This window comes from Mesorhizobium sp. ORM8.1, from assembly GCF_053005525.2.
In genome coordinates, this window is the sequence record NZ_CM132600.1 from 1,760,910 (window position 1) to 1,786,837 (window position 25,928).

A 25,928-nucleotide genomic window follows, 5' to 3' on the forward strand; every position below is an offset into this window, starting at 1 on the left:
CGAGCGAGCGGCTTTGCGGTGGTCATCGGCGCTTTCCGGTAGGGTTTGGTTGTTGACGCCAACCCAATTCGGAAGGACCACCGATGACCGACGACATGATGAACCTGCGCACGCTCGTGGAGAAGACCCGGATGCCGATCTCCTGCGCGAGATGATCGGCTTTGCCGCCGAGCGGCTGATGGAAATGGAGGTTGGGGCCGCCACCGGCGCCGCCTATGGCGAGAAGAACCCGTTGCGCACGGCCCAGCGCAACGGCTATCGCGAGCGCGACTGGGAGACGCGCGCCGGCACCGTCGAGCTGCGCATCCCGAAGCTCAGGAAGGGCAGCTATTTCCCCGGTTTCCTCGAACCGCGCCGCATGGCCGAGAAGGCGCTGACCGCCGTCATCCAGGAGGCCTACGTCCAGGGTATCTCGACCCGCTCGGTTGACGACCTGGTCAAGGCCATGGGGATGAGCGGCATTTCGAAGAGCCAGGTCTCGCGGCTGTGCGAGGAGATCGACGGCAAGGTCAAAGCGTTCCTTGAAAGACCCATCGAGGGCGACTGGCCCTATCTGTGGATCGACGCCACCTACCTGAAGGTGCGCCGCGGCGGCCGCATCGTCTCGGTCGCCGTCATCATTGCCGTCGGCGTCAACGCGGACGGCCGGCGCGAGGTGCTGGGCATGGAGATTGGCACCTCGGAGGCCGAGCCGATCTGGACGGAGTTCCTGCGCAAGCTGACCCGCCGCGGCCTGCGCGGCGTCAAGCTCGTCGTCTCCGATGCCCATGAAGGCATCAAGGCGGCCGTCACCAAGGTGCTGTGCGCGACATGGCAGCGCTGCCGCGTCCACTTCATGAGGAACGTGCTGGCCCATGCCGGCAAGAGCGGCCGCAGGGTCGTCTCCGCTTTCATCGCCACCGCCTTCGCCCAGGAAACGCCCGAGGCCGCAAGCGTGCAATGGCGCGCCGTCGCCGACCAGATCCGGCCGAAGGTGCCGAAGTTGGCGACAATCATGGACGACGCCGAGCCCGACGTGCTGGCCTACATGACCTTCCCGAAAGAACACCGCGCCAAGCTGCACTCGACCAATCCGATCGAGCGTCTCAACGGCGAGATCAAGCGGCGCACCGAGGTCGTCGGAATCTTCCCGAACGACGATGCGATCGTGCGTCTGGTCGGCGCAATCCTGCTCGAACAGAACGATGAATGGGCAGTGCAGCGGGCCAGATATATGACTCTGGAAACGATCAGCCAGATGAGCGATGATCCCCTGATCAGCTTGCCAGCCGTGGCGCGCTGATCAGCCCGGCCCATGCCGGAGAGCACGGCGACCAATGCCGTCAGCTACACCACTCCCCGGGACACGATCCTGGAGGAAATAAGATGGCCTCTCCGGATAATTTAGAAAGCCAAGTTTCCGAGGCGCGTCGCTCGATTTCATCAGATGGATATCCGATGAGCATTGGAGAGCTCACCAACCTCTATCGCGATGGCGAACTCATAATCAGACCGGAATTCCAGCGCTTTTTTCGCTGGAACGAGACCCAGAAATCGCGCCTAGTCGAGAGTATACTGCTCGGTATACCACTACCTTCGATTTTCGTTGCCCAAACCACCGAAGGCAAATGGGAGCTGGTCGATGGACTTCAACGGATCTCGACCATTCTTGAGCTGCAAGGCGAACTAAGGGACAAGCAGGGGGTACTTCAGCCGCCACTGGCCTTGGAGAAAACAAAATTTCTACCAGCGCTTGAAGGACGGGTATGGGAGAGTGCTAACCACAGGCGGTCTCTGAGTGAAGCTCAGAGACTGGACATCAAGCGATCTAAAATAGATATAAAGATTATTAAGCGAGACTCGTCTCCGCAGGCAAAATTTGATCTATTTCAGCGTCTTAATAGCTACGGGACAATACTTAATAGTCAAGAATTGCGATCCGCCCTCATTGTTTCTGTTTCGCCGGAATTTTTTGCCTGGATTGAAGCGTTAGCAACGTATCCAAATTTTATTCAAAGCACTCAGCTTAGCGACAGACTTATTGAGGAGCGATTTGATCTTGAGCTCGTTACTCGTTTTATAGTATTGCACAATCGGCCTACTAGCAAATTGACTTTAACTAGTCTGCGAGATCTTCCCCAGATTCTCGACGACGAAATTGTTCAGATGGCATTTGATAACCCTAGCGGGGATCAAGCCAGCGCCACCGCCTTCAAGAAGACCTTCGACACAATTGCGTCGAACGGTGCAGACTTGGTTTTCAAGAGATGGGACACGGACAAGAGTGAGTTCAAAGGGTCTTTTCTTAGCACCGCATTCGAGGTTTTCGCTCTTGGAATCGGCTATCACGCCGCAAATCGCACTCCATTTCGCACCGATATCCTTGATGTCGTGAAGGAGTTTTGGGCGCAGCCGCACATGGAGAAAGGCTATGCAACCGGTCGCTCAACCGAAGCGCGATTGATTCAGTTTATCCCCGAGGGACGCAAGATCACCGCCGCTTAGAGCAATTGCAGAACGACGTATCGAACGGTTTTGCTGTTGGAATTGCGCAACGGCGATACCAAGATGCCCCGAACCCGTCTAGATGCCCACGGCAATTGCCAGATGGTAAGCCTCAGCTCGCCTCGCGCATCGCTTCGGCTGCCTGCAGATCGACGGAGACCAGCTGGCTGACGCCCTGCTCGGCCATGGTGACGCCGAAGAGGCGATCCATGCGGGCCATGGTGATCGGGTTGTGGGTGATGATGACGAAGCGCGTTTCCGTGGTCTTCGACATCTCGTCCATCAGGTTGCAGAAACGCTCGACATTGTGGTCGTCGAGCGGCGCGTCGACTTCGTCGAGGACGCAGATCGGCGCCGGGTTGGTGAGGAACACGGCAAAGATCAGCGACATCGCCGTCAGCGCCTGCTCGCCACCGGAGAGCAGCGTCATGGTCTGCGGCTTCTTGCCCGGCGGGCGGGCGAGGATTTCGAGGCCGGCTTCCAGCGGGTCTTCCGACTCGATCAGCTGCAATTCGGCCGTGCCGCCGCCGAACAGATGCGAGAACAGCCGCTGGAAATGGCCGTTGACCACCTCGAAGGCGGCCAGCAGGCGCTCGCGGCCCTCGCGATTCAAGCTCTGGATCGCCTGTCTGAGCTTGCGGATCGCCTCGATGATGTCCTCGCGCTCGGAGACGATGGTTTCCAGCCGCTCGGACAGTTCCTTCTGCTCCTCCTCGGCGCGCAGATTGACGGCGCCGAGCCGCTCGCGCTCGATCTTCAGCCGGTCGAGCTGGCGCTCGATCTCGGCCATGTCGGGCATCGGATCGTCGGCTTCGAGGCCGGTATGCTTGATGACCAGATGCGGCGGCGTGTTGAGCGCCTCCTGGATGCGCGCCTCGACCTCGGCGCGCCGCTCGTCGGCCGCGGTCAGCCGCTCCTCGGCGCGGACGCGGGTTTCGCGCGACTCGGCGAGCAACTGGATGGCGGCGGTGGCGGCCTTGTCGAGCTCGGCTTGCGTATTCTCCGCCTCCTGCAAACGGTCGCCCGCGGCCTTGCGCAGCGCTTCGGCCTCGGAAAGCTGGTTCAGCAGCGCACGGCGCTTGGCGTCGATCTCGTCCGGCGCGTCGGCCAGGCGTTCACGTTCGGCTTCGGCCTCTGCCTTGCGTTCGCCAAGAGCGGCAATCTGCGTCGAGGCGTTCTCGGCGCGCTCCAGCCAGTTCGTACGTTCGGCGCCGATGGCGTCGAGCCGGCGCATGCGCGCCTCGGCCTCGCGCCGCAAGCCTTCATGCACGGCACGTGCATCGGCGAGCGTGGCGCGATCGCGCGAAACATTGGCGGAGGCTTGCTCGAGCTGGAGCTGGAGATCGCCGAGATCGGGCGCGTCCTGCAGCATCGCCTCGGCTTCGAGGAACGCGGCTTGCGTCTCCTCATGGCTGTCGACGATACGCGCGCCGGCTTCGTCCAGGGCGGCGCGTCGGCTGACCAGTTCACCGCCGGCCCGCTCGGCCTCGGCCAACGCGTTGCGGGCGGCATCCAGCCCGTGCTGGGCATCGCGGCCGGCTTGACGCGCGTTGCGCTCGGCCTCGCTTGCCTGGCGCATCGCCTGCTCGGCGCGCGCCAGCGCCTCCTCGGCCTCGCGCACGACCAGTGTCGCCTGCACGGCCTCGGCATCGAGCTCGGCCAGGCGGTTCTTCTGCGCCAGCCGCTGCGCGGCCGCCGTCGGCGCGTCGGCGCTTGCCGTCAAACCGTCCCAGCGCCAGAGCGCGCCGTCGCGGCTGACCAGCCGCTGTCCGGGCGCCAACAATGCCTGCAGCCGACGACCATCGGCGGCATCGACGATACCGATCTGCGCCAGGCGGCGCGCGAGCTGGGCCGGCGCACGCACGACGCTAGCCAGGCTCTTTACGCCTTCGGGCAATGCGGCATCGCCCGGCTGTACAATGCTTTCGCCCCAATGCACTGGAGCGCTGCGGTCGAGCGGGACTTCGAGGTCTTCGCCAAGAGCCGCGCCGAGCGCCGTCTCGTAGCCGCGTTCGACGCTGATCTGTTCCAGCACCGAGGGGAAAAGATCGCCGCTTGCGGCGTTCAGTATCTTGGCCAGCGTGCGTGCTTCGGTCTCGATGCGCGCGAACTCGGCCCTGGCGTCCTGCAGCGGCGGACGGGCGGCATTTTCAGCGGTGCGCGCCTCGGCGACCGCCTGCTCGGCGGCAATGGCGCCGGCCTCGCTTTCTTCCAGGCGGGCAAGCGCGTCCTCGACCAGAAGCCGCTTCTCGGCGGGATCGGGCAGGCCCGAAATGCGGGTAACTATGTCGGAAAGCTCGCGGTCGACCTCGGCGAGCTGGCGGGCAAAACGGTCGCGGCGCTCGGCGCTCTCGCGCAAAGTGCGCTCGATCTGGTTGCGCGAGGCGGAGGCCTCGGCGCGTTCAGCGGTCAGCGCGGCAAGTCGAGCTTCGCTCTGCGACAGCGTTGCGCCAGCCTGCTCGAAAGCGGCGCGCGTGGTGGCCTCGCGCTCGGCGGCACCCGCATTGTCCGAATTGAGCCCGGCTTCCTCGGTGCGCAGGCGCTCCAGAATGTCGGCATTGTCACGCACCATCCGCTCCTCGCGGGCGATGTCGGCGTCGAGCTGTTGCAGGCGGCGTTCGAGCTCGCTCTGGCGGGCGCGGATGCGGCCGGCCTCTTCCTCGATCTGCGTCTTGGCGATCGACAGGCGCTGGAAAGCGGCGGCGGCGGCCGCCTCCGCGTCGCGCAGGTCCGGCAGCCGGTGCGCGGCGATGCCCTGCTCCCTGGCGGAGGCCATCTGCGCCGCGGCGCGGTCGCCGACCAGCGCGGTGGCGACGGCAAGTGCCGAACGCGCCTCGCCTTCCTGGGTCTTGGCCAACGTCCAGCGCAGATGCAGCAGCGTCGCTTCGGCCTTGCGGATATCGGCCGACAGGTTCTTGAAGCGCGAAGCCTGGCGCGCCTGGCGCTTCAGGCTTTCGATCTGGCCTTCCAGCTCGCCGACGACGTCATCCAGCCGCTCCAGGTTCTGTTCGGCGGCCTTCAGCCTGAGCTCCGCCTCGTGGCGGCGCGTGTGCAGGCCGGAAATGCCGGCGGCTTCTTCGAGCAGCGCGCGGCGGGCCTGCGGCTTGGCCTGGATCAGCTCGCCGATACGGCCCTGCCCGACCATCGAGGGCGAGCGCGCGCCCGTCGACTGGTCGGCGAACAGCAATTGCACGTCCTTGGCGCGGGCTTCCTTGCCATTGATGCGATAAAGCGAGCCCGCCTCGCGCTCGATACGGCGCGACACCTGCAATTCATCGGCATCGTTGAAGGCCGAAGGTGCCGTGCGGTCACTATTGTCGAGGAAAAGCGTGACTTCGGCGGTGTTGCGCGCCGGACGCGCGCCGGAGCCGGAGAAGATGACGTCGTCCATGCCGGACGCGCGCATGTTCTTGTAGGAGCTTTCGCCCATCACCCAGCGCAAGGCTTCGACGAGATTCGACTTGCCGCAGCCATTCGGCCCGACAATGCCGGTCAGCCCGCGTTCGATGACGAACTCGCCGGGCTCAACGAAGGATTTGAAGCCGAGAAGGCGAAGGCGCGAAAATTTCATTCGCGCCGCCCTTCAAGCGGGTTCCACAAAAGTCTTACGCGGTTTTGCGATAAGAACCCGCGACAAGACAAAGCGGCTGGCGCGCCGAGGCCGGACCGCTTCGGCGCGGCCTGGATGTCAGAGCAGAGGGTCGATGATGGCCGACATTTCCTCAATCGACATCGCCCCTTTGTAGGTCTTTCCGTTTATGAAGAATGTCGGCGTCGAGTCGACCTTGAACTCGTCCGCTCCGCGTTTCTGGACTGATCTCACATCGTCCAGAAGCTTCTGGTCCGTCAAGCAGGACTCAAAGGACTCCTGTGTAAAACCGGCCAGTTTGGAGATCTGCAGCAGCGCTTCCTTGGTGTTGTTGACGCCAACCCAGCTCGGCTGCTGCTTGAACAGCACGTCGACCATGGCGAAATAATTGTCCTTCGAGCACCGCGCCAGCATGAAGCCGGCCTCGGCGCTCGGATCGAAGGGGAATTCGCGCAGGATGTAACGCGCCTTGCCGGTATCGATGTACTTGGTCTTCAACTCAGGGAATGTGGTCTCGGCGAAATGCGCGCAATGCGGGCAGGTCATCGAGGCGTATTCGACGATGGTGACCTTGGCGTCGTCCTTGCCGAGCTGCTTTTCAGGCAGTGCACCGGGCTTGAGCAGCTCCGCCATGTCGACGTTCCCACTCGACTCCGGCACCTGAGCCGCCGCCGGCGTGGCGGCCGGCTTGGCGGGCGTCGCCGGATCGGCGGGCTTCACAGCGGCGGCCTTGGCCTCGTCGCCGGAGTCGCTGCATGCGGCAAGCAGCGCCACCGCAGGAACGGCGGCCAGCGTCGTCAACACGTTTCTGCGGGACAAGCTTTTGCCAAACGGGGCACGGTTCATGCGAATCACCTGATATTGGTTGGATTTTGCAACGCAAGGGCTAGAAAAGGCGAGAGTTGGCGCGAATTAAGGCATGGCGATCCCCAATCCAATCGCCAAACTTGATAATCAGCATCACGAATGCGCGAGATTGGTGACGCATTCATGACGCTTCTTACGATCCTTTGGGCTTCCTTTCACCCATAATTGTGGCGCCAAGTCGCTCCAGCGAAGCGCGCAGGCCGTCATCCTCGATATCGCCGACCATACGCGAAAGCTTCGACTTTTCATCCGCGCTCAAGGGTCGCGGCGTGGGCTTCGGCCGGGCCTTTTGCGAGAGCACAGGCTTTTGCAATATCTTGATGCGGCCGATGGCGTTGAAACCCAGGAAGGCGTTGGCCCGGCTGATGACCTCGCCGGCCTCATGCTGGAGATGCAGCGCGGCCATGCCTTCGCACGCGATGATCAGCGTTGCCGGCTCGAACGGATCGTCCTCATGCAGGCGGCGCGGCCACTGGATCTTTTCCGGCCGAGAATGGCTGGCCAGCCGCGGCCCGGCGATCTCTTCCCAGGACTGCACCAGTCCGATCGAGATGCCGGCGCGCTTCCTCAGCACCGGGTCGAGGATCTCGGTGGCGAGATCGCTCACCGGAACGGGATTGCCGAAGCGCATTTTCCCTGCCATGTGCGTTCTCCAGTCCGGACCGATCAATGGCACCGCAAGACCAGACCCGCAAGACCGCTAGATCCAGCAGCGCCGGCGATGCCAGCAAAGCTGGGTCTTTGGATACCAGCAAAGCCGGGTCCCTGGACATCGCTTCCCGTCTGCTCGCCTGGTACGACGCCCATCACCGCGACCTGCCCTGGCGCGTCGCGCCCGGCGCCTTGGCGAGCGGGGTGAGACCTGATCCCTATCGTGTCTGGATGTCCGAGGTGATGCTGCAGCAGACCACGGTCGAAGCGGTGAAAGCCTATTTCCGCAATTTCGTCGAAAAATGGCCGACGGTCGGAGCGCTGGCGGCGGCGCCGACCGAGGACGTGATGAAAGCCTGGGCCGGGCTCGGCTATTATAACAGGGCGCGCAACCTGAAAGCCTGCGCCGATCTCGTGGCGCTGCAAGGCGGCAGCTTCCCCGACACCGAGGCCGGCCTGCGCGAATTGCCCGGAATCGGCGCCTACACAGCGGCGGCGATCGCCGCGATCGCCTTCGACCGGCCGGCGGCGGTCGTCGACGGCAATGTCGAGCGGGTCATGACCCGGCTTTATTCGATCGAAACGCCGCTCAGCGAGGCAAAACCGCAAATCCGCGCGCTGGTCGAAAAACTGGTGCCGCGGGCGCGGCCCGGCGACTTCGCCCAGGCGACGATGGACCTCGGCGCCACGATCTGCACGCCGAAGCGGCCGCGCTGCATGCTTTGCCCGGTGCGTGAGGATTGCAGCGCGATTCTGACAGGCGATCCCGAACGTTTTCCGGTCCGGCTGCCGAAGGACGACAAGCCGCTCAGGCGCGGCGCCGCTTTCGTCGCCGTGCGCGGCGACGGCGCCATCCTGTTGCGCAAGCGGCCCGACAAAGGATTGCTCGGCGGCATGACGGAAGTGCCGACCACGGCTTGGACCGCAAGGATGGATGGCGCGACGACGACGGACGCGGCGCCTGTTCCCGCCGACTGGCGGCGCGCCGGGCAGATCGCGCATGTCTTCACCCATTTCGCGCTCGAGCTCGACGTCTTTCACGCCCACATCAAAGGTGATGCCCCGGAAGGTCACTTCTGGTCGCTGGCCCATGAAATTTCCGGGGAAGCGCTGCCCACCGTCATGAAAAAGGTAATCGAGGCGGCGATACCGGGCGCTACCAAAAAACACCGCCCGCATTGAATAGCGTTCGCATTGAAAGGCCAGACATGAACGAAATCCGCCACATCGTGTTCGACATCGGCCGCGTGCTGATCCACTACGATCCGAATATCCCGTTCAGCCGTCTCATTCCGGATGCCGAGGAACGCAAGTGGTTCTTCGACAATGTCTGCACGCATGACTGGAACATCGAGCAGGATCGTGGCCGGACATGGCAGGAGGCGGAAGCGCTGCTGATTGCCGAGCACCCCGACCACGCCGAAAACATCCGCAATTTCCGCCGCCACTGGCACGAAATGGTGCCGCATGCCTATGAGGACAGCGTCGCCATCATGCTCGGCCTGATCGAGAGCGGCCACGACGTGACCATGCTGACCAACTTCGCCGCCGACACGCTGGCCGAAGCCAGGCAGCGTTTCGATTTTCTCAGCCGCCCGCGCGGCGTGACGGTCTCGGCCGACATCCGCCAGATCAAGCCGGACCGCGCCATCTACGACCACCATGTCGCCGCGTTCGGCCTCGAGCCGTCAGCCACGCTGTTCATCGACGACAGCCAGAGGAATGTCGACGGCGCCAAGGCCGCCGGCTGGCAATCGGTGCTGTTCACCGACGCCGAGACGCTTAAAGCGGACCTTGAGCGGTTCGGGATTACAGCTTGATCTGAATCGCTTGCAGCGATCCGTTGAAGTCTTGAACCAAGGGCTCAGGCCCCTGCCCGCTCCATGCCCAACCGAGCGATGCGGCGCAGTTCGTCGATCGAGGTCAGGCCGCCGCTGCGCTCATAATGCCAGAAGGTCCAGCCATTGCAGGCGTCCAGCCCCTGCACCTCGGCGCCGATCTTGTGGATCGAGCCGGCGCTGTCGCCGATAGCCAGCGTGCCGTCGGCGCGTACTTTGGCAGCCCAGCGTTTCTTGGCGTCGTAAAGCGTGGCGCCGGGCTGCATCAAGCCGGTGTCCAGCAGGCTGACAAAGGCGACGCGCGGTTCGGCGCGCTTGCCCGAAAGCACGGTCAGGTCGGCATTTTCCAGCGGCCGCACCGCGGCGATGCGCTCGTTGGCGGCGTCGATATAGGCCTGCTCGCGTTCGATGCCGACGAAGTGGCGGCCGAGGCGCTTGGCGACGGCGCCGGTGGTGCCGGAGCCGAAGAACGGGTCGAGCACGACGTCGCCCGGCTTGGTCGAGGCCATCATGATGCGGGCAAGCAAGGCTTCCGGCTTCTGCGTCGGATGCACCTTGTTGCCGTTCTCGTCCTTCAGCCGCTCGCCGCCGGTGCAGATCGGGAACAGCCAGTCGGAACGCATCTGCAGATCGTCGTTCGAGGCCTTCAGCGCCTCGTAGTTGAAGGTGTAGCCCTTGCCCTTCTGGTCGCGCGTGGCCCAGATCATCGTCTCATGCGCGTTCTGGAAGCGGCGGCCGCGGAAATTCGGCATCGGGTTGGTCTTGCGCCAGACGACGTCGTTCAAGATCCAGAAGCCGAGGTCCTGCATCTTGGCGCCGACGCGGAAAATGTTGTGGTAGGAGCCGATGACCCAGATCGTGCCGTTTGGCTTCAGCACGCGGCGCGCGGCAAGCAGCCAGGCGCGGGTGAAGGCGTCATAAGCCTCGAAACTCTCGAACTGGTCCCAGTCGTCGTCGACGGCGTTGACCTTCGACTGGTCGGGCCGGTGCAGGTCGCCATCGAGCTGCAGATTATAGGGCGGATCGGCAAAGATGACGTCGATCGACTTTTCCGGCAGCCGGTCGAGGGCAGCTATGCAGTCGCCTTTGAGGATCGTGTCCAGCCATTCGGACTGCTGGGGGGCGTGGGAAAGCTCGTCGAGAAGACGCACGGCAGACATCGAAACACCCAAAGGCACGCGTTACAGTTTTACTGTCCGTTATGGTTACCGATCAGCGTAAACATTCGGTGAAGGGATTGCGGCCCACGCCCGATGTTTGCGCGAAACGGCCCATTGGTGTATGCCGCGCCCCTCCCCAACCATCCGGATTGTCATGCCCCAGCCAGATCTTATCATTTTCGATTGCGACGGCGTGCTCGTCGATTCCGAAATCGTCGCCGCGCGCATCGAGGCGGAGCTGCTGACGTCGGCCGGGTTCGAGATCTCGGCCGAGGAGTTGAGCGAGACCTATGCCGGGTTGACCTTCAAGGACATCATGATGCGGGTCGAGGAGAAATCGCAGATCCCGTTCCAGGCTTCGCTGATCGACCGCGCCGAGGAACTCGTCGATCGCAAGCTGCGCGCGGACGTGCGCATCATCGACGGCGCCCGCGAGGCGGTTGCCAGTGTCACCGCGCCACGCGCCGTCTGCTCCAATTCGCGCACCGAGCGGGTCGAGTTCATGCTGGAGAAGGTGCGGCTCTTGCCGTTCTTTGCCGGCCGCATCTTCTCCGGCCTCGATATCCCGAGCAAGAAGCCCAAGCCGGCGCCGGACGTGTTCCTCTATGCCGCCGAAAAGCTCGGCGCCAACCCGAGGAATACCTTCGTCATCGAGGATTCCGTGCACGGCATTGCCGGCGCCAGGGCAGCCGGCATGCGCGTCATCGGCTTCACCGGGGCCAGCCACAGCTATCCCGGCCATGCCGATGCGCTGACCGAAGCCGGCGCCGAGACGGTCATCCGCCGCTGGCCGGAACTCAACAGCACGATCGCGGCGCTGTCGGAGTGGTCGGAAGACGCTTGAGACGGCTGTCGCTTTTTTTGGTTACGCGAGCACCGTTCCTGACGCGAACCGATCGCTGTTTTCAATCCAGACCCACCGCTCTCCGAAGCGCGTCGTTCATGCGTGTTTGCCACCCGGAGCCGCTTGCCTTAAAGCGCTCGACCACGTCAGGATCGAGCCGAAGAAGGACCGCCAGTTTGGCGTTTGATGAGCGGGGACGTCCTCGCCTGACCAGATTCGGCTGAGCATCGGGATCGGTCCGCGCCGCTGCAGTTATAGCGGCATCCTCTTCATCGCTATTGAAAGCCGCCTTAATTCTGTCCAGTAGAACAGCCGTCCGGTCTTCTTTGGCGGAACGATCCGGATTTCGGCCTGCCCCGTCGATAGGCCGCCGCTTAGTAGCCCCTTTCGATGTAGGCGACATAGCTCTTGATCTCCTCGTTGGTAGCGCGCCGCAGGGAAATCACCCGGACATTGCCGTCGCGCATCGTGTAAATGATGACGTGTATTTTGTTGCCGATGAAGCCGACGCCGACAAACCGTTCTTCGCCGTAATCCCGGTTGCATCCTCGAAGACCATTGCACCGTCAAAATCGAATTCCGAAGCGACATCGAACGATACGCCATGCTTGAGCTTGTTTCGCTTCGCCTTGCTCTCGTCCCACTCGAAATTCATGGCAATCCCAAATTCCGAGAGTTTATTGTATATACAGAAATTGTACTAAGGCACAAGCATTTTTGTATATACGAAAAATGGACTGCAATTTGCGGCGCAACCAGAAAGGCCGACGAAGCGACGGCTACCAAGCTAGCGCACTCCATTCGACCTGGAGCAATTCCAGGAAAAGTGTGAGCGGTTAAGTTCGGCGACTTCGCCGTAACCCTCCGTCGGGAATTGCGTCAAAACAAAAAGCTAGAGCGGTTTCGCCGTTCCGTGAAACGGTGAAACGCTCTAGGAATGCAACCAATGATGCTCGCGGCCGCTCTAATTCGTCACCGGAGCGCGCTTCTTCCTTTTGCCCTTCGCCTTGTCGGCAGGCGCCGCCGGTGTGCTCTCGTCGTAGCCGGCATAGGCCTGGTAGTCGCGCGCGCTGGGCTCCGGCACCACGACATTGTTGTCGGTGAAGACGAACTGGGTGGCGGCGGTCGGATCGGTGACCTGCACCTGATATTGATGAAGCTGCGAATAGAGCACATCGTTGCCATGCTGGACGGCGACACGGATCGGCATGGTGACGGTGCTAGGCGTGAACATCGGACCCGGCACGACCTTGCCGGCAACGGCAATCTTCATCGACAGCTGGCCGTTGGCGCGCGTGCAATCGCGCGTCACGTCGGTAACCGAGGCCTGGTAGATGATCTTGGTCGGATCGTGATCGGGATCGACCGGTTGGCCGTTGGGCCCGGTCTGCGCGGCCGCGGCGGCAGCTGCCTCGGCCTCGGCGTCCGCCGCGGTCTCGCCCTTCTTTTTCTTCGGCTTCGCCTTCGCGGTCGTGCCCTTGGCATAGGTGTTGAAGTAAGCGGTGCCGTCGCGCAGCGTCACTTTCGGGCAATAGGCCTGCAACTGGCTGGCGAGCACCTTGGGATCCTGCGGCGGCGGCGGCGCGGTCGGGTCGGTCTTCTTGCCGATGCCCAGGTTCAGGATACCATTGTCGCCCGATTGGCAGCCGGCGACGGCAAGCATAAAGCCGACGAGCGCCAGACCCGCGACAAGACGACGGTTGACCGAATAAAACGCCATGAAACTGCACTTCCCTCTCATAAAGCCGGTGACGTATAGCAACCGCGCGGCAAAAATGCGACTGAGCCGGCTCGGAAAATTAACCAATTGCCGTGGATGACGCGACCGGCAGCAATGGGCCTTTTACGATGCAATATGTGAGTACCCGCGGGGACGCACCCGTGCTTGGATTTTCCGATGCGGTGCTGGCCGGGCTGGCGCGCGACGGCGGCCTCTATGTGCCGCGCCAATGGCCGCAATTTTCCGCCGCCGACATCCGCGCCATGCGCGGCCTTGCCTATCCTGACCTTGCGATACGTGTGCTGACGCCGTTCCTCGGCGACGAGATCGCGGCCCCTGTCTTCGAGCGGCTGGTGCGCGAGGCCTATGCCACGTTTAGGCATGAGGCCGTCTGCCCACTGGTGCAGGCAGGCGCCAACAGCTTCGTGCTGGAGCTGTTCCACGGCCCGACGCTTGCCTTCAAGGACGTGGCGATGCAGTTGCTTGCCAGGCTGATGGACCATGTGCTTGCCGAACGCGGCCAGCGCGCGACCATCGTCGGCGCCACTTCCGGCGACACCGGGGGTGCGGCGATCGATGCCTTCGCCGGGCGCGACCGCACCGACATCTTCATCCTCTTCCCGCACGGCAAGGTCTCGCCGGTGCAGCAGCGGCAGATGACGACGTCGCAAGCGCCAAATGTCCATGCGCTGTCGCTCGAAGGCAATTTCGACGATTGCCAGAGCCTGGTGAAGGACATGTTCAACGACCACGGTTTTCGCGACCGGGTCTCGCTGTCGGGTGTCAATTCGATCAACTGGGCCCGCATCATGGCCCAGATCGTCTATTATTTCTCGTCCGCGCTGTCGCTCGGCGCCCCGGACCGTCCGGTGTCCTTCACCGTGCCGACCGGCAATTTCGGCGATATTTTCGCCGGCTACGCCGCAAAGCGCATGGGATTGCCGATCGAGCGGCTGATCATCGCCACCAACGACAACGACATCCTGGCGCGCACGCTTGCCAACGGCGAATACCGCACCAGGGGCGTGTTCGCCACCACCTCTCCGTCTATGGACATCCAGGTGTCGTCGAATTTCGAACGCCTGCTGTTCGAAGCGGCGGGTCGTAACGCCGAGACCGTGCGGCGTTATATGAACGGGCTGAAACAGTCCGGCGCCTTCACCATCGAGGCCGGCGAGCTTGCCCGCATCCGCGCCGAGTTCGATGCCGGCCGCGCCAGCGTCGACGAGGTTGCGGCCACGATTCGCGCGACGCTCGAAAAAAGCGGCTATCTGCTTGATCCGCATACGGCCGCCGCCGTGCATGTCGCGGCCGCCCACGCTGGCGGCGCGGTGCCGATGGTGGTGCTCGGCACCGCGCATCCGGCAAAATTCCCGGCCGCGGTCGAGGCCGCCAGCGGCATTGCCCCGGCGCTGCCGGCATGGCTCGACGGCTTGATGACAGCCGACGAAAAATACACGACACTTCCATCCGACTTGAAAATGGTGGAAGATTACGTGAACCGTCACTCAAGGGCGGCGCGTTAGGGAGTACTTGCCATATGGGTGTTGAGGTAAGCCGTCTGTCGAACGGCCTGACAGTCGCCACCGAAACCCTTCCAAGCATCGAATCCGTTGCCCTTGGCGCCTGGGTGAAATCAGGCGCCCGCAATGAACGCGACGAGGAGCATGGCATGGCCCATCTGCTCGAGCACATGGCGTTCAAGGGCACCAAACGGCGCACAGCCTTCGAGATCGCTTCGGAAATCGAGAATGTCGGCGGCGAGATCAACGCCGCCACCAGCGTCGAAACCACCTCCTACTATGCCAGGGTGCTTTCCGACGACGTGCCGCTGGCGGTCGATATCCTCTCCGACATCCTGCAAGAGTCCGAATTCGATCCGGAAGAGCTGGAGCGCGAGCAGCATGTGATCCTGCAGGAGATCGGCGCCGCGCACGACACGCCCGACGACATCGTCTTCGACCGATTCACCGAAACCGCCTTCCGCCACCAGACCATCGGCCGCTCGATCCTCGGCACGCCGGAAACGGTCAAATCCTTCACCTCCAAGCAGTTGCACAACTTCATCGAGCGGCAATACGCCGCCGAACACATGGTGGTCGTGGCTGCCGGCGACGTCAAACATGACGCTTTCGTGCGTGAGGTCGAAAAGCGACTCGGCGGCTTCCGCGCCAAGGCGACGGGCAACATTCCGCAATACGCGCAATATGTCGGCGGCGACTTCCGCGAGGACCGCGACCTGATGGACGCGCAGATCGTGCTTGGCTTCGAGGGCCGCGCCTACCATGTGCGCGACTTCTACGCCTCGCAGGTGCTGTCGATGATCCTCGGCGGCGGCATGTCGTCGAGATTGTTCCAGGAAGTGCGCGAGAAGCGTGGCCTTTGCTACTCCGTCTATGCCTTCCACTGGGGCTTTTCCGACACCGGCATCTTTGGTGTGCATGCCGCGACCGGGCAGAGCGATATCGCCAAGCTGGTTCCGGTGATCATCGACGAATTGCAGAAAGCCGGCGAAAACATCCTTCAGGAAGAGCTCGAACGGGCGCGCGCGCAATACCGGGCCGGCCTGATCATGTCGGCCGAGAGCCCGGCCAGCCGCGCCTCGCAGATTGCCCGGCAGTTGCTGCTGTTCGGCCGGCCCATCGCCAAGGAGGAATTGATGGAGCGGCTGTCGGCGCTGACCGTCGAGCGGCTGACCGATCTCTCGGCGCGGCTGTTCTCGACCAAGCCGACGCTTACTGCTGTCGGTCCCGTCGGTACGCTTGCGCCCTACGAAGCAATCCTCGAATCGCTAGCGGGCCCGACGCCGACGGCCCGCCGGCTCGCAGTCTGACCTCAGTTCTAAGAGCCGTGTTCGCGCTCCCTTTCTTTCGCCGCGACCTGCCGGCACTGAAGGGCGACAAGGTCACGCTGCGCGTGCCCTTCACCAACGACTATCGCGAATGGTCGACGGTGCGCGGCGAAAGCCGCGCCTTCCTGGAACCCTGGGAGCCGCGCTGGCAGCCGGATGAGCTCGACCGCGCCGCCTGGCGGCTGCGCATCAGCCGCTATCGCGAGGACTACGCGCAAGGCACGGCGATCGCCTTCTTCATCTTCGAGAAATCGAGCGGCAAGCTGGCTGGCGGCATCACGCTCGGCAACATCCGTCACGGCGTCGCCCAGAGCGGCCATGTCGGCTACTGGATCGGCGAGCGCTTCGGCGGCCGCGGCCTGATGACCGACGCCGTCAAGCTGGTGTCGCGCTTTGCCTTCGATACGCTGCGGTTGCACCGGATCGAGGCTGCCTGTATTCCCGACAACGCCCGATCGATCCGCGTGCTTGAAAAAGCCGGATTTCGGCGCGAAGGACTGCTGCGATCCTATCTAAGGATCAACGGTATCTGGCAGGATCACTACCTCTACGCCCGGATCGCGGACGATCCGCCGGGCGATGGAACGAAGGGCTGATTGTGACGACTTTTGCGCGATTCGCGTCGCTGTTCGCCCTTATCCTGGCGGTCTTCACCTTGTTTTCGACGGCCGTGCCGGCTTTTGCCGTGGAGCCGATCAAGATTGCGCGCGACGACAAGGCGCTCGACCTATCGCGCGCCGTCGAGATCTATCGGAACCAGGGCGAGAATTTCCAGGTTTCGACAGCACCTGGGCCTGACGGCATCGTGCGGCGCATCGAGGTCGAGGCCAATGACGCGCGCTCGAGCGGCGACTGGGCCGTATTCGCGCTTGCCAACACCACCGACCAGCAGCTCGACCGGCTGATCGTGGCGCCGCATTTCCGCCTGGTGAATTCGGGCATCTTCTGGCCCGATCTCGGCTCGACGCGCATCGCCGCGATCACGCCCAGCGAAGGTTTCGCGCTCGACCGCCAGACCAGCCCCGACGCCGACGTGTTCCGGGTGACGCTGAACCCCGGCACGGTCGTGACCTTCATTGCCGAGCTCGCCTCGCCGAAGCTGCCGCAGGTCTATCTGTGGGAACCGGACTCCTACAAGGACTCGGTCAATTCCTACACGCTGTTTCGCGGCATCGTCATCGGCATTGCCGGGCTGCTGGCGCTGTTTCTGACCATCCTGTTCGTCGTCAAGGGAACCTCGATGTTCCCGGCGACGGCAGCACTTGCCTGGGCGGTGCTTGCCTATATCTGCGTCGATTTCGGCTTTCTCAACAAGGTCATCGCGATATCGCCCGGCAATGAGCAGATATGGCGGGCCGGCACCGAGGTAGCGCTTGCCGGCACCTTCGTGGTGTTCCTGTTCGCTTATCTCAATCTCAACCGATGGCACGGCCATTTCAGCTATGGCGCGCTGGTCTGGATCCTCGGCCTGCTGTTGATCGCGGGCGTGGCAATCGTCGACCCGGCGGTCGCCGCCGGCATTGCCCGCATCTCCTTTGCCGCCACGGCACTCACCGGCCTCGGCCTCATCATCTTCCTCGGTATCCGCGGCTACGACCGCGCCATCATGCTGGTGCCGAGTTGGGTCATGGTGCTGCTCTGGCTATGCGGGTCGTGGATGGCGATCACCGGCATGCTGGACAACGACATCGCCCAGCCGGCGTTGGGTGGCGGCCTGATCCTGATCATCCTGCTCATCGGCTTCACCGTCATGCAGCACGCCTTTGCCGGCGGCGCGCTGCATCAGGGCCTGTTCTCGGACCTCGAACGGCAGGCACTCGCCGTTGCCGGCTCCGGCGATATCGTCTGGGACTGGGATGTGCTGCGCGACCGCGTGGTGACCAAGCCGGACATCAGCCTGCAGCTCGGCCTAGCGCCGAACAGCCTGGGAGGAGCCGCCCGCAACTGGCTGCCGGTGCTGCATTCCGATGACCGCGACACCTTCCGCACTACGCTCGACGTGGTGCTGGAGCACCGGCGCGGCAAGGTCTCGCAGAATTTCCGCCTGCGCGGCGCCGACGGCCATTATCACTGGTTCTCGCTGCGCGCCCGCCCAGTGATCGGCTCGGACGGCGAGGTGATTTGCTGCGTCGGCACCATGGTCGACGTCACCGAGCAGAAGAAATCCGAGGAAAGGCTGCTGCACGACGCCGTGCACGATAATTTGACCGGCCTGCCCAACCGCGAATTGTACATGAACCGGCTGGAGGCGATCATCTCGATCGCGCGCACCGAGGAGAAGGTCCGGCCGACCGTCTTCATCATCGACATCGACCGCTTCAAACAGGTCAATGACGGCCTCGGCATCTCGGCCGGCGATACCATTCTTCTGACCGTCGCGCGCCGGCTGCATCGGCTGCTGAAGCCCAAGGATTCACTGTCGCGCTTTGCCGGCGACCAGTTCGCGCTGATGCTCTTGTCGGAGCAGGACCCGGCCCGCATCGCGGCAATCGCCGACGCCATCAAGCACGCCATCAACAACCCGATCACCTTCGCCAAGCGCGAGATCGTGCTGACTGCCTCGATCGGCCTGATCACCTGGACGACGGCGCAAAGCTCGGCCGAGGACATGGTCAAGGACGCCGAGCTTGCCATGCACCAGGCCAAGCGCTTCGGCGGCGACCGCATCGAGCCGTTCCGGCCGGCCTTCCGCACCGTCGGCACCGACCGGCTGCAGTTCGAATCCGATCTTCGCCGCGCCATCGAGCGGCGCGAATTCACGCTTGCCTACCAGCCGATCGTGCGGCTGGAAGACGGCACCGTGGCCGGCTTCGAAGCCTTGCTGCGCTGGGATCATCCGCGCCGCGGCATGATCCCTCCCGGCGATTTCATTCCGGTGGCCGAAAGCTGCGGACTGATCGTGCAGCTCGGCCTGTTCGCCATGCAGCAGGCGGCCGAGGACCTGGCGAGCTGGCAAAAGCAGATCGGCGATGCGCCGCTGTCGGTCTCGGTCAACCTCTCAAGCCGCCAGCTCATCCGCCGCGATCTGGTCAGCGACGTTCGCTCGGTGATTGCGCGCGCCAATCTCAAGCCGCGCTGCTTCCGGCTGGAACTCACCGAATCGCTGGTCATGGACAATCCCGAACAGACCGCGCATGTGCTGACCAAGCTGAAGCAGCTCGGCATCGGGCTCTCGCTCGACGATTTCGGCACCGGCTATTCCTCGCTTTCCTACCTGACCCGCTTCCCCTTCGACACGATCAAGATCGACAAGAGCTTCGTCGACGATTCGTCGCCGAAACGCGCGGTGCTGATCAAATCCATGGTCAACATGGCGCATGAGCTTGGACTTTCGGTCGTCGCGGAAGGCATTTCCGACGAGAGCGATGCGCTGGAACTGCGCCAGATGGGCTGCGAATACGTCCAGAGCTTCATGTTCGGCGCGCCGATGCCCGGCGACCAGGTGCTGAAGACGCTGCGGGAACAGTACCCGCTGACGCAGGCTTAGCGGCCTCTGCGTCAGCGCAATCGGTTAAGCGTGGCCGGCGGCGGCGCTGAGATGCGCGAGGTCGATGCCGATCGAGGCGAGGATCCGGTCGTATTTGCGCTCGATGTCGGTGTCGAACAGAAGCTCGGGCGTAGCCGGACAGGTCAGCCAACCATTCTCGGCAATCTCGGTTTCGAGCTGGCCGGCGCCCCAGCCGGAATAGCCGAGCGCCATCAGCGCGCGGCGCGGGCCGCGGCCGGTCGAGATGGCGCGTAGGATGTCGACCGTGGCGGTCAGGCAGATGTCGTCGGAGACGTTGAGCGAGGATTCCACCCGGTAATCGCCCGAATGCAGCACAAAGCCGCGGCTGCGGTCGACCGGGCCGCCATTGCGCACGACGAAATCGCGGGCATGCGCCGGCAGGCGGATCGCTTCCTGCTCGTTCATGATGCCAAGCTGCACCAGGAGATCGGGAAACAGCATCTGCTGTGTCTGGTTGATGATAAGACCCATGGCGCCCTCGTCGCTGTGGGCGCAGATATAGATGACGGAGCGCGCGAAGCGATCGTCCTTCATGCCGGGCATGGCAATCAGGAACTGGTCGTCGAAGAAGCCGCGTCCGGCGGCCGTCTTCTTGTTGCGCAACAAGTCCATGAGGGAGAGCGTAACCCGTTTCCGCAGCGCGGAAAAGATGCCGCCTTTGCCCGATGTCACGCAAATATGATACCGGCAGCGCGACGAAGACATTGCGCCGCCAAGAACGGACGGTCAAATCACCGCCATGCGATACTTGAAAATACTGGTTCTCGGCGCCGTGTTCGGTTGGGCAACAGGGCTTCCGGCCGAGGCTTCCTCCTCGGCCTGGTACAACACGGAAGGCGGCAAGGTGCGGCTGGTGACGACCGGCAAGCCCGACGAGGCCGGCAAGATCCATGGCGTGCTCGACATCGCGCTCAAGCCCGGCTGGAAGACCTATTGGCGCGATCCGGGCGATGCCGGCGTGCCGCCGCAGCTCGATATAGCCGGCAGCACCAACATCGCCGACGTCCAATTGCTGTTCCCGCCGCCGCAGCGGCATGATGACGGCTACGGCAAATGGGCGGGCTACGATCGGCCGATCTCGCTTCCCGTCACCTTCACGCTTGCCGCGCCTGGACAGCCGGCGACCATCGACGCCAACATTTTCCTCGGCATTTGCGAGACGATCTGCATTCCGGTTCAGACGCGGCTCAGCGTCGACCCCGCATCCGATCCCGACAACGCAAACGATGCCGCCGTGGTCAAGACGGCGCTTGCCGCGCTGCCGACACCATCGCGGCCGGATTTCAGCGTCAACGTGCTGCCCGGCGACCATGAGACGCTTGTCGTCCAGGCGCAGTCGCCAGGCGATCCTGCCTCTGTCGACTTCTTCATCGCCGGCGAGCGCGACTACATGTTCGGCGCACCGGTACGAAGCGAGAAGGACGGCAAGCTGATGTTCACCGTGCCGATCCTCGACCGGCCGTCGGCGACGCCTACGGATGGCGGGTTGTATTATACGCTGACCAGCGCCGAGGGTTCGGTGGACGGGCTCTTGCCTTTCCCTTGATCCAGTTCTTTTGAAGAGTTGCCGGAGCCCGCGCAGTCCGATATCGAAGGCATCGACCCTTCCCATCCCCCAGCGAGGCTTCCCATGACCATTTCGGTTGGCGAAAAACTGCCCGACGCGACCTTCAAGACGATGACCGCGGACGGCGCAAAAGAGGTTACGGGCAAGGAGATCTTCGCCGGCAAGAAGGTCGTGCTGTTCGGCGTCCCCGGCGCCTTCACGCCGACCTGCTCCAACAACCACCTGCCGGGCTATCTGGAAAATCATGACGCCATCCTGACACGCGGCGTCGACACGATCGCGGTCGTTTCGGTCAACGACGTGCATGTCATGGGCGCCTGGGCGCGCTTCACCGGCGGCGAAGGCAAGATCCTCTACCTCGCCGACGGCAATGGCGATTTCGCCAAGGCGGTCGGCCTCGACGCCGATTACTCCGGCAGCGGCATGGGCCACCGCTCGAAGCGGTTTTCGATGATCGTCGACGACGGCAAGCTCATCGCGCTCAATGTCGAGACCAAGCCCGGCGTCAACGAGAGCGGCGCCTCAACGATCCTCGAGCAGCTTTAGATCAGGATGACGTCTCGTTGACCCGCCATCCTGATCTAACTCTTTGTTGGAGCATGATCTTGTCCGAAAACCAATTCCCACTTTTCGGGATCATGCTGTGATGCTCGATATCGTCTGGCGCGCGGCGGCGATCGGCGTCGGCGCTACGGTGTTCATGGATATCTGGGCGATCATCCTCAACAAGGCGATCGGCCAGCCTTTGCCCAATTGGGCCATAGTCGGCCGCTGGGTCCGGCATCTGCCCGAAAAGGTATTCCACGACGATATCGGCGAGGCCGCGCCCTATGAGCATGAAAAGGCGCTGGGCTGGGTTTTCCACTATCTGGTGGGCATCCTTTATGGCGTGATCCTGGTCGTGCTTGCCGGCGCGGGCTGGCTGGCCAACCCGACCTTCCTGCCGGCCTTCATCCTCGGCATCGTCACGGTCGGAGCCGGCTGGTTCCTGCTGGCTCCGGGCCTAGGTGCCGGCTGGGCAGCGTCCAAGGTGCCCAACCCTATGAAGGCGCGCACGCTCAACCTCGTGGCGCACACGGTGTTTGCGCTCGGCATGTTCTCGACGGCGCTGCTGATCCGCTGATTATCCTTGAGCGGGTGTGGATTCGTTAGTGCCGGCGTCGTCGAGGCAACGGTCCCAATGATTTCCTGGCGCAGCCTGTCCTTCGCAGCTTCGAATTGCTCGCGCGTGATGCCGCGGCCGACAGTGGCGGTGACGCCGAATTCCTCCAATGCGGAATCGTAGCGCGCCTTCCACCTCAGAACAGATGGTTCAAGTCTCTTCGCCCGTCCACCACACGCACGATCTCAACCCACTGGATCAAGCCGTCGTCCGTGTCCGAGATGGTTTCGTAAAGCAGCAGGAACGGCGCCTCGACCAGCATTCGGGTTGAAGGACGAATGTCGGGTCGCCTCGCGCCCATGCGTGGCTGATCGGTCAGTTGCATCGCCCGCGCCTCCAACTGGTCGTAGTGGCGGTCGGCTGCTCTTGGATTTTCACCGCCTATTGTCAGATAGACGTCGAGCAGATCGGCCCTGGCCGCTGGCGACCAGACTATCCTAACGACCATTCGACGCGGCTTTCGCGAGCCTCTGCCGAGCTTCCTTTCTCAGCACGTCAAAGTCTATGGGTTCCGGCTTGCCGCTTGCCTTGCCTTCATCCCACAATTGACGCAGCCGGCGCACGTCCTCGTGTCGAAGTTCGCGCTTGGCGAGCCAGTCGCGCATGGCCTCGCGCACGATCTCGCTCGTGGTGGCGTACTCACCCGCTTCTACCGCCTCGCGCATGATTGCCGCTTGTTGCGGGGTTACGGCCACGCTGATCTTTTCCACGTTTGCCATAGGATCTCACCCTTGCTGCAGATCGCTTCATTGTCCGCAATTGCTCTATGGTAGTAAATAGTACGGCTTTTCACCCTTTCCAACAATCCGCTGTCGAACGTCCCGCGATGCCATGAGGGTGGCTCCCGGCAACGATGGACGTGACCTCTTCAGCCAAAATCCGGATCGCTGGCTCTGGCGAGATCAGCGCCGATCGATCGGCCGCCATTCGTGAAGGACGCGCCGCGCATCGATATCGTAGGCGAAGTGGTTTCCACCGCCGGCCGGCTGATCCGCCACGCGGTTGATCTCACGGCCACCCAGGGCGAGCAGGAAACGGCCCTGGCACGGCCGATGTCGGATAATCCCCATTCCGGCACTGGAATGTCGGCATCGATCCGGACTTGGGGATGCGTGATGTAGTATGCGGTCGGCACGATAGGGGCCTTCCTGCCGGGGCCTTAAGTCAGTAGCTCTGGGTCGAGCGCCGTGCCCTCGGGGCGGCCGACTGCTTCGCGGGTGCAGCCGGTTTCGGCGCCGCGGCAGGCTTCGGCCTTGCGGACACGGCCGAGCCCTTCTTGAACGGCGCCATGCCTTCCCGTGCCAACTCGTCGGCGCGCTCGTTCTCGGCATGGCCGGCATGTCCCTTGACCCAGTTCCAGGTCACCTTGTGGCGGCGGTTGGCTTCGTCCAGCGCCTGCCACAGCTCACCGTTCTTGACCGGCTTCTTGTCGGCGGTCTTCCAGCCGTTCTTCTTCCAGCCATGGATCCATTTGGAGATGCCGTCCATGACATATTTGCTGTCGGTGTGCAGCTCCACCGCGCAAGGCTCCTTCAACGCGTTCAAGGCCGAGATGGCGGCCAGCAGCTCCATGCGGTTGTTGGTGGTCTCGGCTTCGCCGCCCGACAGCTCCTTGGTCTTGCCGTTGAAGCGTAGGATGGCGCCCCAGCCGCCAGGCCCGGGATTGCCCGAGCAGGCGCCGTCGGTGAAGATCTCGACTTGCTTGTTCATGTCAGCCCGTATTCAGATGGTGACCGGATGGCGCGGTGGAAGCGCATGCGGCGGATATATTCGGTCGGATCGCGCTTCATCACCAGCCCGCCGTCGGGAACGGTCAGCCAGTCATAGAGCCTGGTCAGCATGAAACGCAACGCCGAGCCGCGCGCCAGCAGCGGCAGCGCCGCCTTCTCGTCTTTTCCCAGCGGCCGCACCGACTGATAGCCGGCAAGCAGCGCCGTGCCCTTGGTCAGGTTGAAGGAAAAGTCCTTCTCGAAGCACCAGGCGTTGAGGCAGGTGGCGACGTCATAAGCGTAGAGGTCGTCGCAGGCGAAATAGAAATCGATCAGCCCCGACAGTTTCTCGCCGAGGAAGAAGACATTGTCCGGGAACAGATCGGCGTGGATGATGCCGCGCGGCAACCCGTTCGGCCAGTTACGCTCGAAATCGGCGAAATCGGCATCGACTTCGGCCGCCAGACCCGGCTCGACCTCGTCGGCGCGGTCCCGAGCGGCATTCCAGAGCTTGCGCCAGCCGTCGATGGCCAACGCGTTCGCCCTTTTCATCTGAAAATCCTGGCCGGCAAGATGCAGCTCGGCCAGCGCCTTGCCGACCTCACCGCAATGCGCGGCCGTCGGGCGCCTGAGCGAGAGGCCTTCGAGGAAGGTGATGATGACGGCGGGGCGCCCGGCAAGCGTGCCGATGACGGCGCCGTCATGCGCGGTGACCGGCAACGGGCAGGAAATGCCCTTTCGCGCCAGATGCCCCATCAGGCCTAGGAAAAAAGGCAGGTCGGCCTTGTCGACCCGCTTCTCGTAGAGGGTCAGGATGTAGGAGCCGGTCGAGGTGTGGAGAAGGAAATTGGAATTCTCGGTGCCCTCGGCGATACCCTTGTAGGACAACAGGTCACCGACCGGGTAGGCCTTGAGGAACGCGCCGAGCTCGCCTTCGTTGACGTCGGTGTAGACGGCCATCTGGCTTCACGCGGCTCCGTTGACGAAAGCCATGTCGGCCGCCGTCAGTTCGACATCGCGCAAAACCCGCATCACCGGAAAATCCTCCGTTTCGGTGGCCGTGATGGCCAGATCGATAGTGACGTCGAAGCGCTGCCGGAATGCGTCGATGATTTCATCGACGATGATCTCCGGCGCCGAGGCGCCGGCCGACAGGCCAAGCGTCGAAATCCCGCCGATCTCATCCCACGGAATTTCGGCGGCCCGCTGCACGAGAAGCGACATCGCAGCACCCGCACGCTCCGCCACTTCGACAAGGCGGCGCGAATTGGACGAATTGGGCGCGCCGACGATGAGGAAAAGGTCGGCGCCGGCCGCCGTCTCCTTCACCGCCTCCTGGCGGTTGGTGGTGGCGTAGCAGATCGATTCGGCCGCCGCCGCGTGCAATTCGGGAAAGCGATCCTGCAGGGCGCGGATGATGCCGGCCGTGTCTTCCACCGACAGCGTCGTCTGGGTGACGAAGCCGAGCGCCTTGGGATCGGCTGGCTCGAGCTTTGCCGCATCCGCCTCGGTCTCGATCAGGGTGACAGCGCCTTCCGGCAATTGGCCCATGGTGCCGATCACCTCCGGGTGGCCGGCATGGCCGATCAAAAGACGTGGCGGCCAAGCCGCTGGTGGCGCATTGCCTGCTTATGCACTTTCGACACCAGCGGACAGGTGGCGTCGAGGTAAAACAGTTCGCGCGCCTGGGCATCCGCCGGCACCGATTTCGGCACGCCATGCGCGGAAAACACGACAGGGCTTTGCCGATGCTCCGGCGGGATCTCGGAGAGTTCCTCGATGAACACCGCGCCCAGGCTCTGCAGGCCTTCCACGACATAACGGTTGTGCACGATTTCGTGGCGGACATAGACCGGCGCGCCGTATTTCTTCAGCGCCAGCACGACGATCTGGATGGCGCGGTCGACGCCGGCGCAGAAGCCGCGCGGCTGGCAGAGCCTGATCGTCAGTGGGGGCTTTTTCTGGGTCATCAAATGTA

General features: G+C 63.3%; 24 protein-coding genes and 3 pseudogenes. 12 read left to right on the forward strand and 15 right to left on the reverse strand.

The features are described 5' to 3' along the window. The first annotated feature begins 83 nt into the window (after positions 1-83). Positions 84-1,282: pseudogene (locus tag ACVDG8_RS09270) on the forward strand (IS256 family transposase). Between the two features lie 83 nt (positions 1,283-1,365). Next, complete coding sequence (locus ACVDG8_RS09275; protein WP_447254438.1) at positions 1,366-2,484, forward strand: DUF262 domain-containing protein; 1,119 nt, start codon at positions 1,366-1,368, stop codon at positions 2,482-2,484. Positions 2,485-2,596: 112 nt separating this feature from the next. On the opposite strand, the gene smc is transcribed toward ACVDG8_RS09275, so the two are convergent. The 3 genes from smc to ACVDG8_RS09290 form a co-directional block, all read right to left on the reverse strand. Beyond that, positions 2,597-6,055 (reverse strand): chromosome segregation protein SMC, encoded by a 3,459-nt coding sequence (gene smc / locus ACVDG8_RS09280; protein WP_447254439.1) that lies wholly within the window; start codon positions 6,053-6,055, stop codon positions 2,597-2,599. A 117-nt stretch (positions 6,056-6,172) separates the two neighbouring features. Next, positions 6,173-6,919 (reverse strand): DsbA family protein, encoded by a 747-nt coding sequence (locus tag ACVDG8_RS09285; protein WP_447254440.1) that lies wholly within the window; start codon positions 6,917-6,919, stop codon positions 6,173-6,175. Positions 6,920-7,073: 154 nt separating this feature from the next. Further along, positions 7,074-7,583 (reverse strand): DUF721 domain-containing protein, encoded by a 510-nt coding sequence (locus ACVDG8_RS09290; protein WP_447254441.1) that lies wholly within the window; start codon positions 7,581-7,583, stop codon positions 7,074-7,076. Positions 7,584-7,609: 26 nt separating this feature from the next. Here ACVDG8_RS09290 and mutY point away from each other — a divergent pair, with 26 nt between their 5' ends. Both mutY and ACVDG8_RS09300 read left to right on the forward strand, forming a co-directional pair. After that, positions 7,610-8,773 carry an A/G-specific adenine glycosylase gene (gene mutY / locus ACVDG8_RS09295; RefSeq protein WP_447254442.1) on the forward strand — a complete coding sequence of 388 codons (1,164 nt, stop codon included), beginning with the start codon at positions 7,610-7,612 and terminating at the stop codon, positions 8,771-8,773. A 26-nt stretch (positions 8,774-8,799) separates the two neighbouring features. Then, positions 8,800-9,411 (forward strand): HAD family hydrolase, encoded by a 612-nt coding sequence (locus ACVDG8_RS09300; RefSeq protein ID WP_447254443.1) that lies wholly within the window; start codon positions 8,800-8,802, stop codon positions 9,409-9,411. A gap of 44 nt (positions 9,412-9,455) precedes the next feature. On the opposite strand, the gene ACVDG8_RS09305 is transcribed toward ACVDG8_RS09300, so the two are convergent. Then, positions 9,456-10,589 carry a DNA methyltransferase gene (locus ACVDG8_RS09305; RefSeq protein ID WP_447254444.1) on the reverse strand — a complete coding sequence of 378 codons (1,134 nt, stop codon included), beginning with the start codon at positions 10,587-10,589 and terminating at the stop codon, positions 9,456-9,458. A 154-nt stretch (positions 10,590-10,743) separates the two neighbouring features. On the opposite strand from ACVDG8_RS09305, the gene ACVDG8_RS09310 reads away from it, so the two are divergent. Then, on the forward strand, positions 10,744-11,433 hold the full coding sequence (locus tag ACVDG8_RS09310; protein ID WP_447254445.1) for an HAD family hydrolase: 690 nt from the start codon (positions 10,744-10,746) through the stop codon (positions 11,431-11,433). A 61-nt stretch (positions 11,434-11,494) separates the two neighbouring features. On the opposite strand, the gene ACVDG8_RS09315 is transcribed toward ACVDG8_RS09310, so the two are convergent. The 4 genes from ACVDG8_RS09315 to ACVDG8_RS09330 all read right to left on the reverse strand — a co-directional run bounded on the left by ACVDG8_RS09315 (position 11,495) and on the right by ACVDG8_RS09330 (position 13,153). Next, on the reverse strand, positions 11,495-11,836 hold the full coding sequence (locus ACVDG8_RS09315; protein ID WP_447254446.1) for a BrnA antitoxin family protein: 342 nt from the start codon (positions 11,834-11,836) through the stop codon (positions 11,495-11,497). Continuing rightward, on the reverse strand, positions 11,808-11,933 hold the full coding sequence (locus tag ACVDG8_RS09320; RefSeq protein ID WP_447257283.1) for a hypothetical protein: 126 nt from the start codon (positions 11,931-11,933) through the stop codon (positions 11,808-11,810). Before ACVDG8_RS09320 ends, ACVDG8_RS09315 begins: the two co-directional genes overlap by 29 nt. Further along, complete coding sequence (locus ACVDG8_RS09325) at positions 11,876-12,088, reverse strand: hypothetical protein (protein ID WP_447254447.1); 213 nt, start codon at positions 12,086-12,088, stop codon at positions 11,876-11,878. The genes ACVDG8_RS09320 and ACVDG8_RS09325 overlap by 58 nt, the downstream gene beginning before the upstream one ends. Positions 12,089-12,397: 309 nt before the next feature. Continuing rightward, a complete protein-coding gene (locus ACVDG8_RS09330; protein WP_447254448.1) occupies positions 12,398-13,153 on the reverse strand; it encodes a hypothetical protein in 756 nt (251 codons plus the stop codon). A 128-nt stretch (positions 13,154-13,281) separates the two neighbouring features. Here ACVDG8_RS09330 and thrC point away from each other — a divergent pair, with 128 nt between their 5' ends. From thrC to ACVDG8_RS09350, 4 genes are read left to right on the forward strand one after another with little or no spacing between them, the layout of a single operon-like run. Continuing rightward, positions 13,282-14,679 carry a threonine synthase gene (gene thrC, locus ACVDG8_RS09335; protein WP_447257284.1) on the forward strand — a complete coding sequence of 466 codons (1,398 nt, stop codon included), beginning with the start codon at positions 13,282-13,284 and terminating at the stop codon, positions 14,677-14,679. A gap of 14 nt (positions 14,680-14,693) precedes the next feature. Further along, complete coding sequence (locus tag ACVDG8_RS09340) at positions 14,694-15,986, forward strand: M16 family metallopeptidase (protein ID WP_447254449.1); 1,293 nt, start codon at positions 14,694-14,696, stop codon at positions 15,984-15,986. 17 nt (positions 15,987-16,003) lie between these two features. Beyond that, positions 16,004-16,600: a GNAT family N-acetyltransferase gene (locus ACVDG8_RS09345; protein WP_371011735.1), complete on the forward strand. Its 597-nt coding sequence runs from the start codon at positions 16,004-16,006 to the stop codon at positions 16,598-16,600. Between the two features lie 2 nt (positions 16,601-16,602). Beyond that, a complete protein-coding gene (locus tag ACVDG8_RS09350; protein ID WP_455707657.1) occupies positions 16,603-19,491 on the forward strand; it encodes an EAL domain-containing protein in 2,889 nt (962 codons plus the stop codon). A 24-nt stretch (positions 19,492-19,515) separates the two neighbouring features. Here the strand turns inward: ACVDG8_RS09350 and ACVDG8_RS09355 are convergent, their stop codons facing one another. After that, positions 19,516-20,124 carry a YqgE/AlgH family protein gene (locus tag ACVDG8_RS09355; protein ID WP_447254451.1) on the reverse strand — a complete coding sequence of 203 codons (609 nt, stop codon included), beginning with the start codon at positions 20,122-20,124 and terminating at the stop codon, positions 19,516-19,518. Between the two features lie 127 nt (positions 20,125-20,251). Here ACVDG8_RS09355 and ACVDG8_RS09360 point away from each other — a divergent pair, with 127 nt between their 5' ends. The 3 genes from ACVDG8_RS09360 (at position 20,252) to ACVDG8_RS09370 (ending at position 22,202) form a co-directional block, all read left to right on the forward strand. Then, complete coding sequence (locus ACVDG8_RS09360; RefSeq protein WP_447254452.1) at positions 20,252-21,058, forward strand: protein-disulfide reductase DsbD domain-containing protein; 807 nt, start codon at positions 20,252-20,254, stop codon at positions 21,056-21,058. 84 nt (positions 21,059-21,142) lie between these two features. Further along, the gene (locus tag ACVDG8_RS09365) at positions 21,143-21,625 is read left to right on the forward strand and encodes a redoxin family protein (protein WP_447254453.1); all 483 of its coding nucleotides are present in this window, start codon (positions 21,143-21,145) and stop codon (positions 21,623-21,625) included. A 100-nt stretch (positions 21,626-21,725) separates the two neighbouring features. Continuing rightward, positions 21,726-22,202 carry a DUF2938 domain-containing protein gene (locus tag ACVDG8_RS09370; RefSeq protein WP_447254454.1) on the forward strand — a complete coding sequence of 159 codons (477 nt, stop codon included), beginning with the start codon at positions 21,726-21,728 and terminating at the stop codon, positions 22,200-22,202. Between the two features lie 175 nt (positions 22,203-22,377). Here the strand turns inward: ACVDG8_RS09370 and ACVDG8_RS09375 are convergent, their stop codons facing one another. The 6 genes and pseudogenes from ACVDG8_RS09375 to ispH form a co-directional block, all read right to left on the reverse strand. Continuing rightward, entirely contained in the window at positions 22,378-22,689 is a 312-nt protein-coding gene (locus ACVDG8_RS09375) for a type II toxin-antitoxin system RelE/ParE family toxin (protein WP_447254455.1), read from the reverse strand. Further along, positions 22,679-22,960 carry a ribbon-helix-helix domain-containing protein gene (locus tag ACVDG8_RS09380; RefSeq protein ID WP_447254456.1) on the reverse strand — a complete coding sequence of 94 codons (282 nt, stop codon included), beginning with the start codon at positions 22,958-22,960 and terminating at the stop codon, positions 22,679-22,681. The genes ACVDG8_RS09375 and ACVDG8_RS09380 overlap by 11 nt, the downstream gene beginning before the upstream one ends. A gap of 317 nt (positions 22,961-23,277) precedes the next feature. Further along, positions 23,278-23,376, reverse strand: a pseudogene (locus ACVDG8_RS09385) (histidine phosphatase family protein); the annotation flags it as partial. Positions 23,377-23,405: 29 nt separating this feature from the next. Then, complete coding sequence (gene rnhA / locus ACVDG8_RS09390) at positions 23,406-23,951, reverse strand: ribonuclease HI (protein WP_447254457.1); 546 nt, start codon at positions 23,949-23,951, stop codon at positions 23,406-23,408. Beyond that, a complete protein-coding gene (locus ACVDG8_RS09395; protein ID WP_455707658.1) occupies positions 23,948-24,910 on the reverse strand; it encodes a homoserine kinase in 963 nt (320 codons plus the stop codon). The genes rnhA and ACVDG8_RS09395 overlap by 4 nt, the downstream gene beginning before the upstream one ends. Positions 24,911-24,916: 6 nt before the next feature. After that, a pseudogene (gene ispH, locus ACVDG8_RS09400) lies at positions 24,917-25,920 on the reverse strand (4-hydroxy-3-methylbut-2-enyl diphosphate reductase). Between the last annotated feature and the right edge of the window lie 8 nt (positions 25,921-25,928).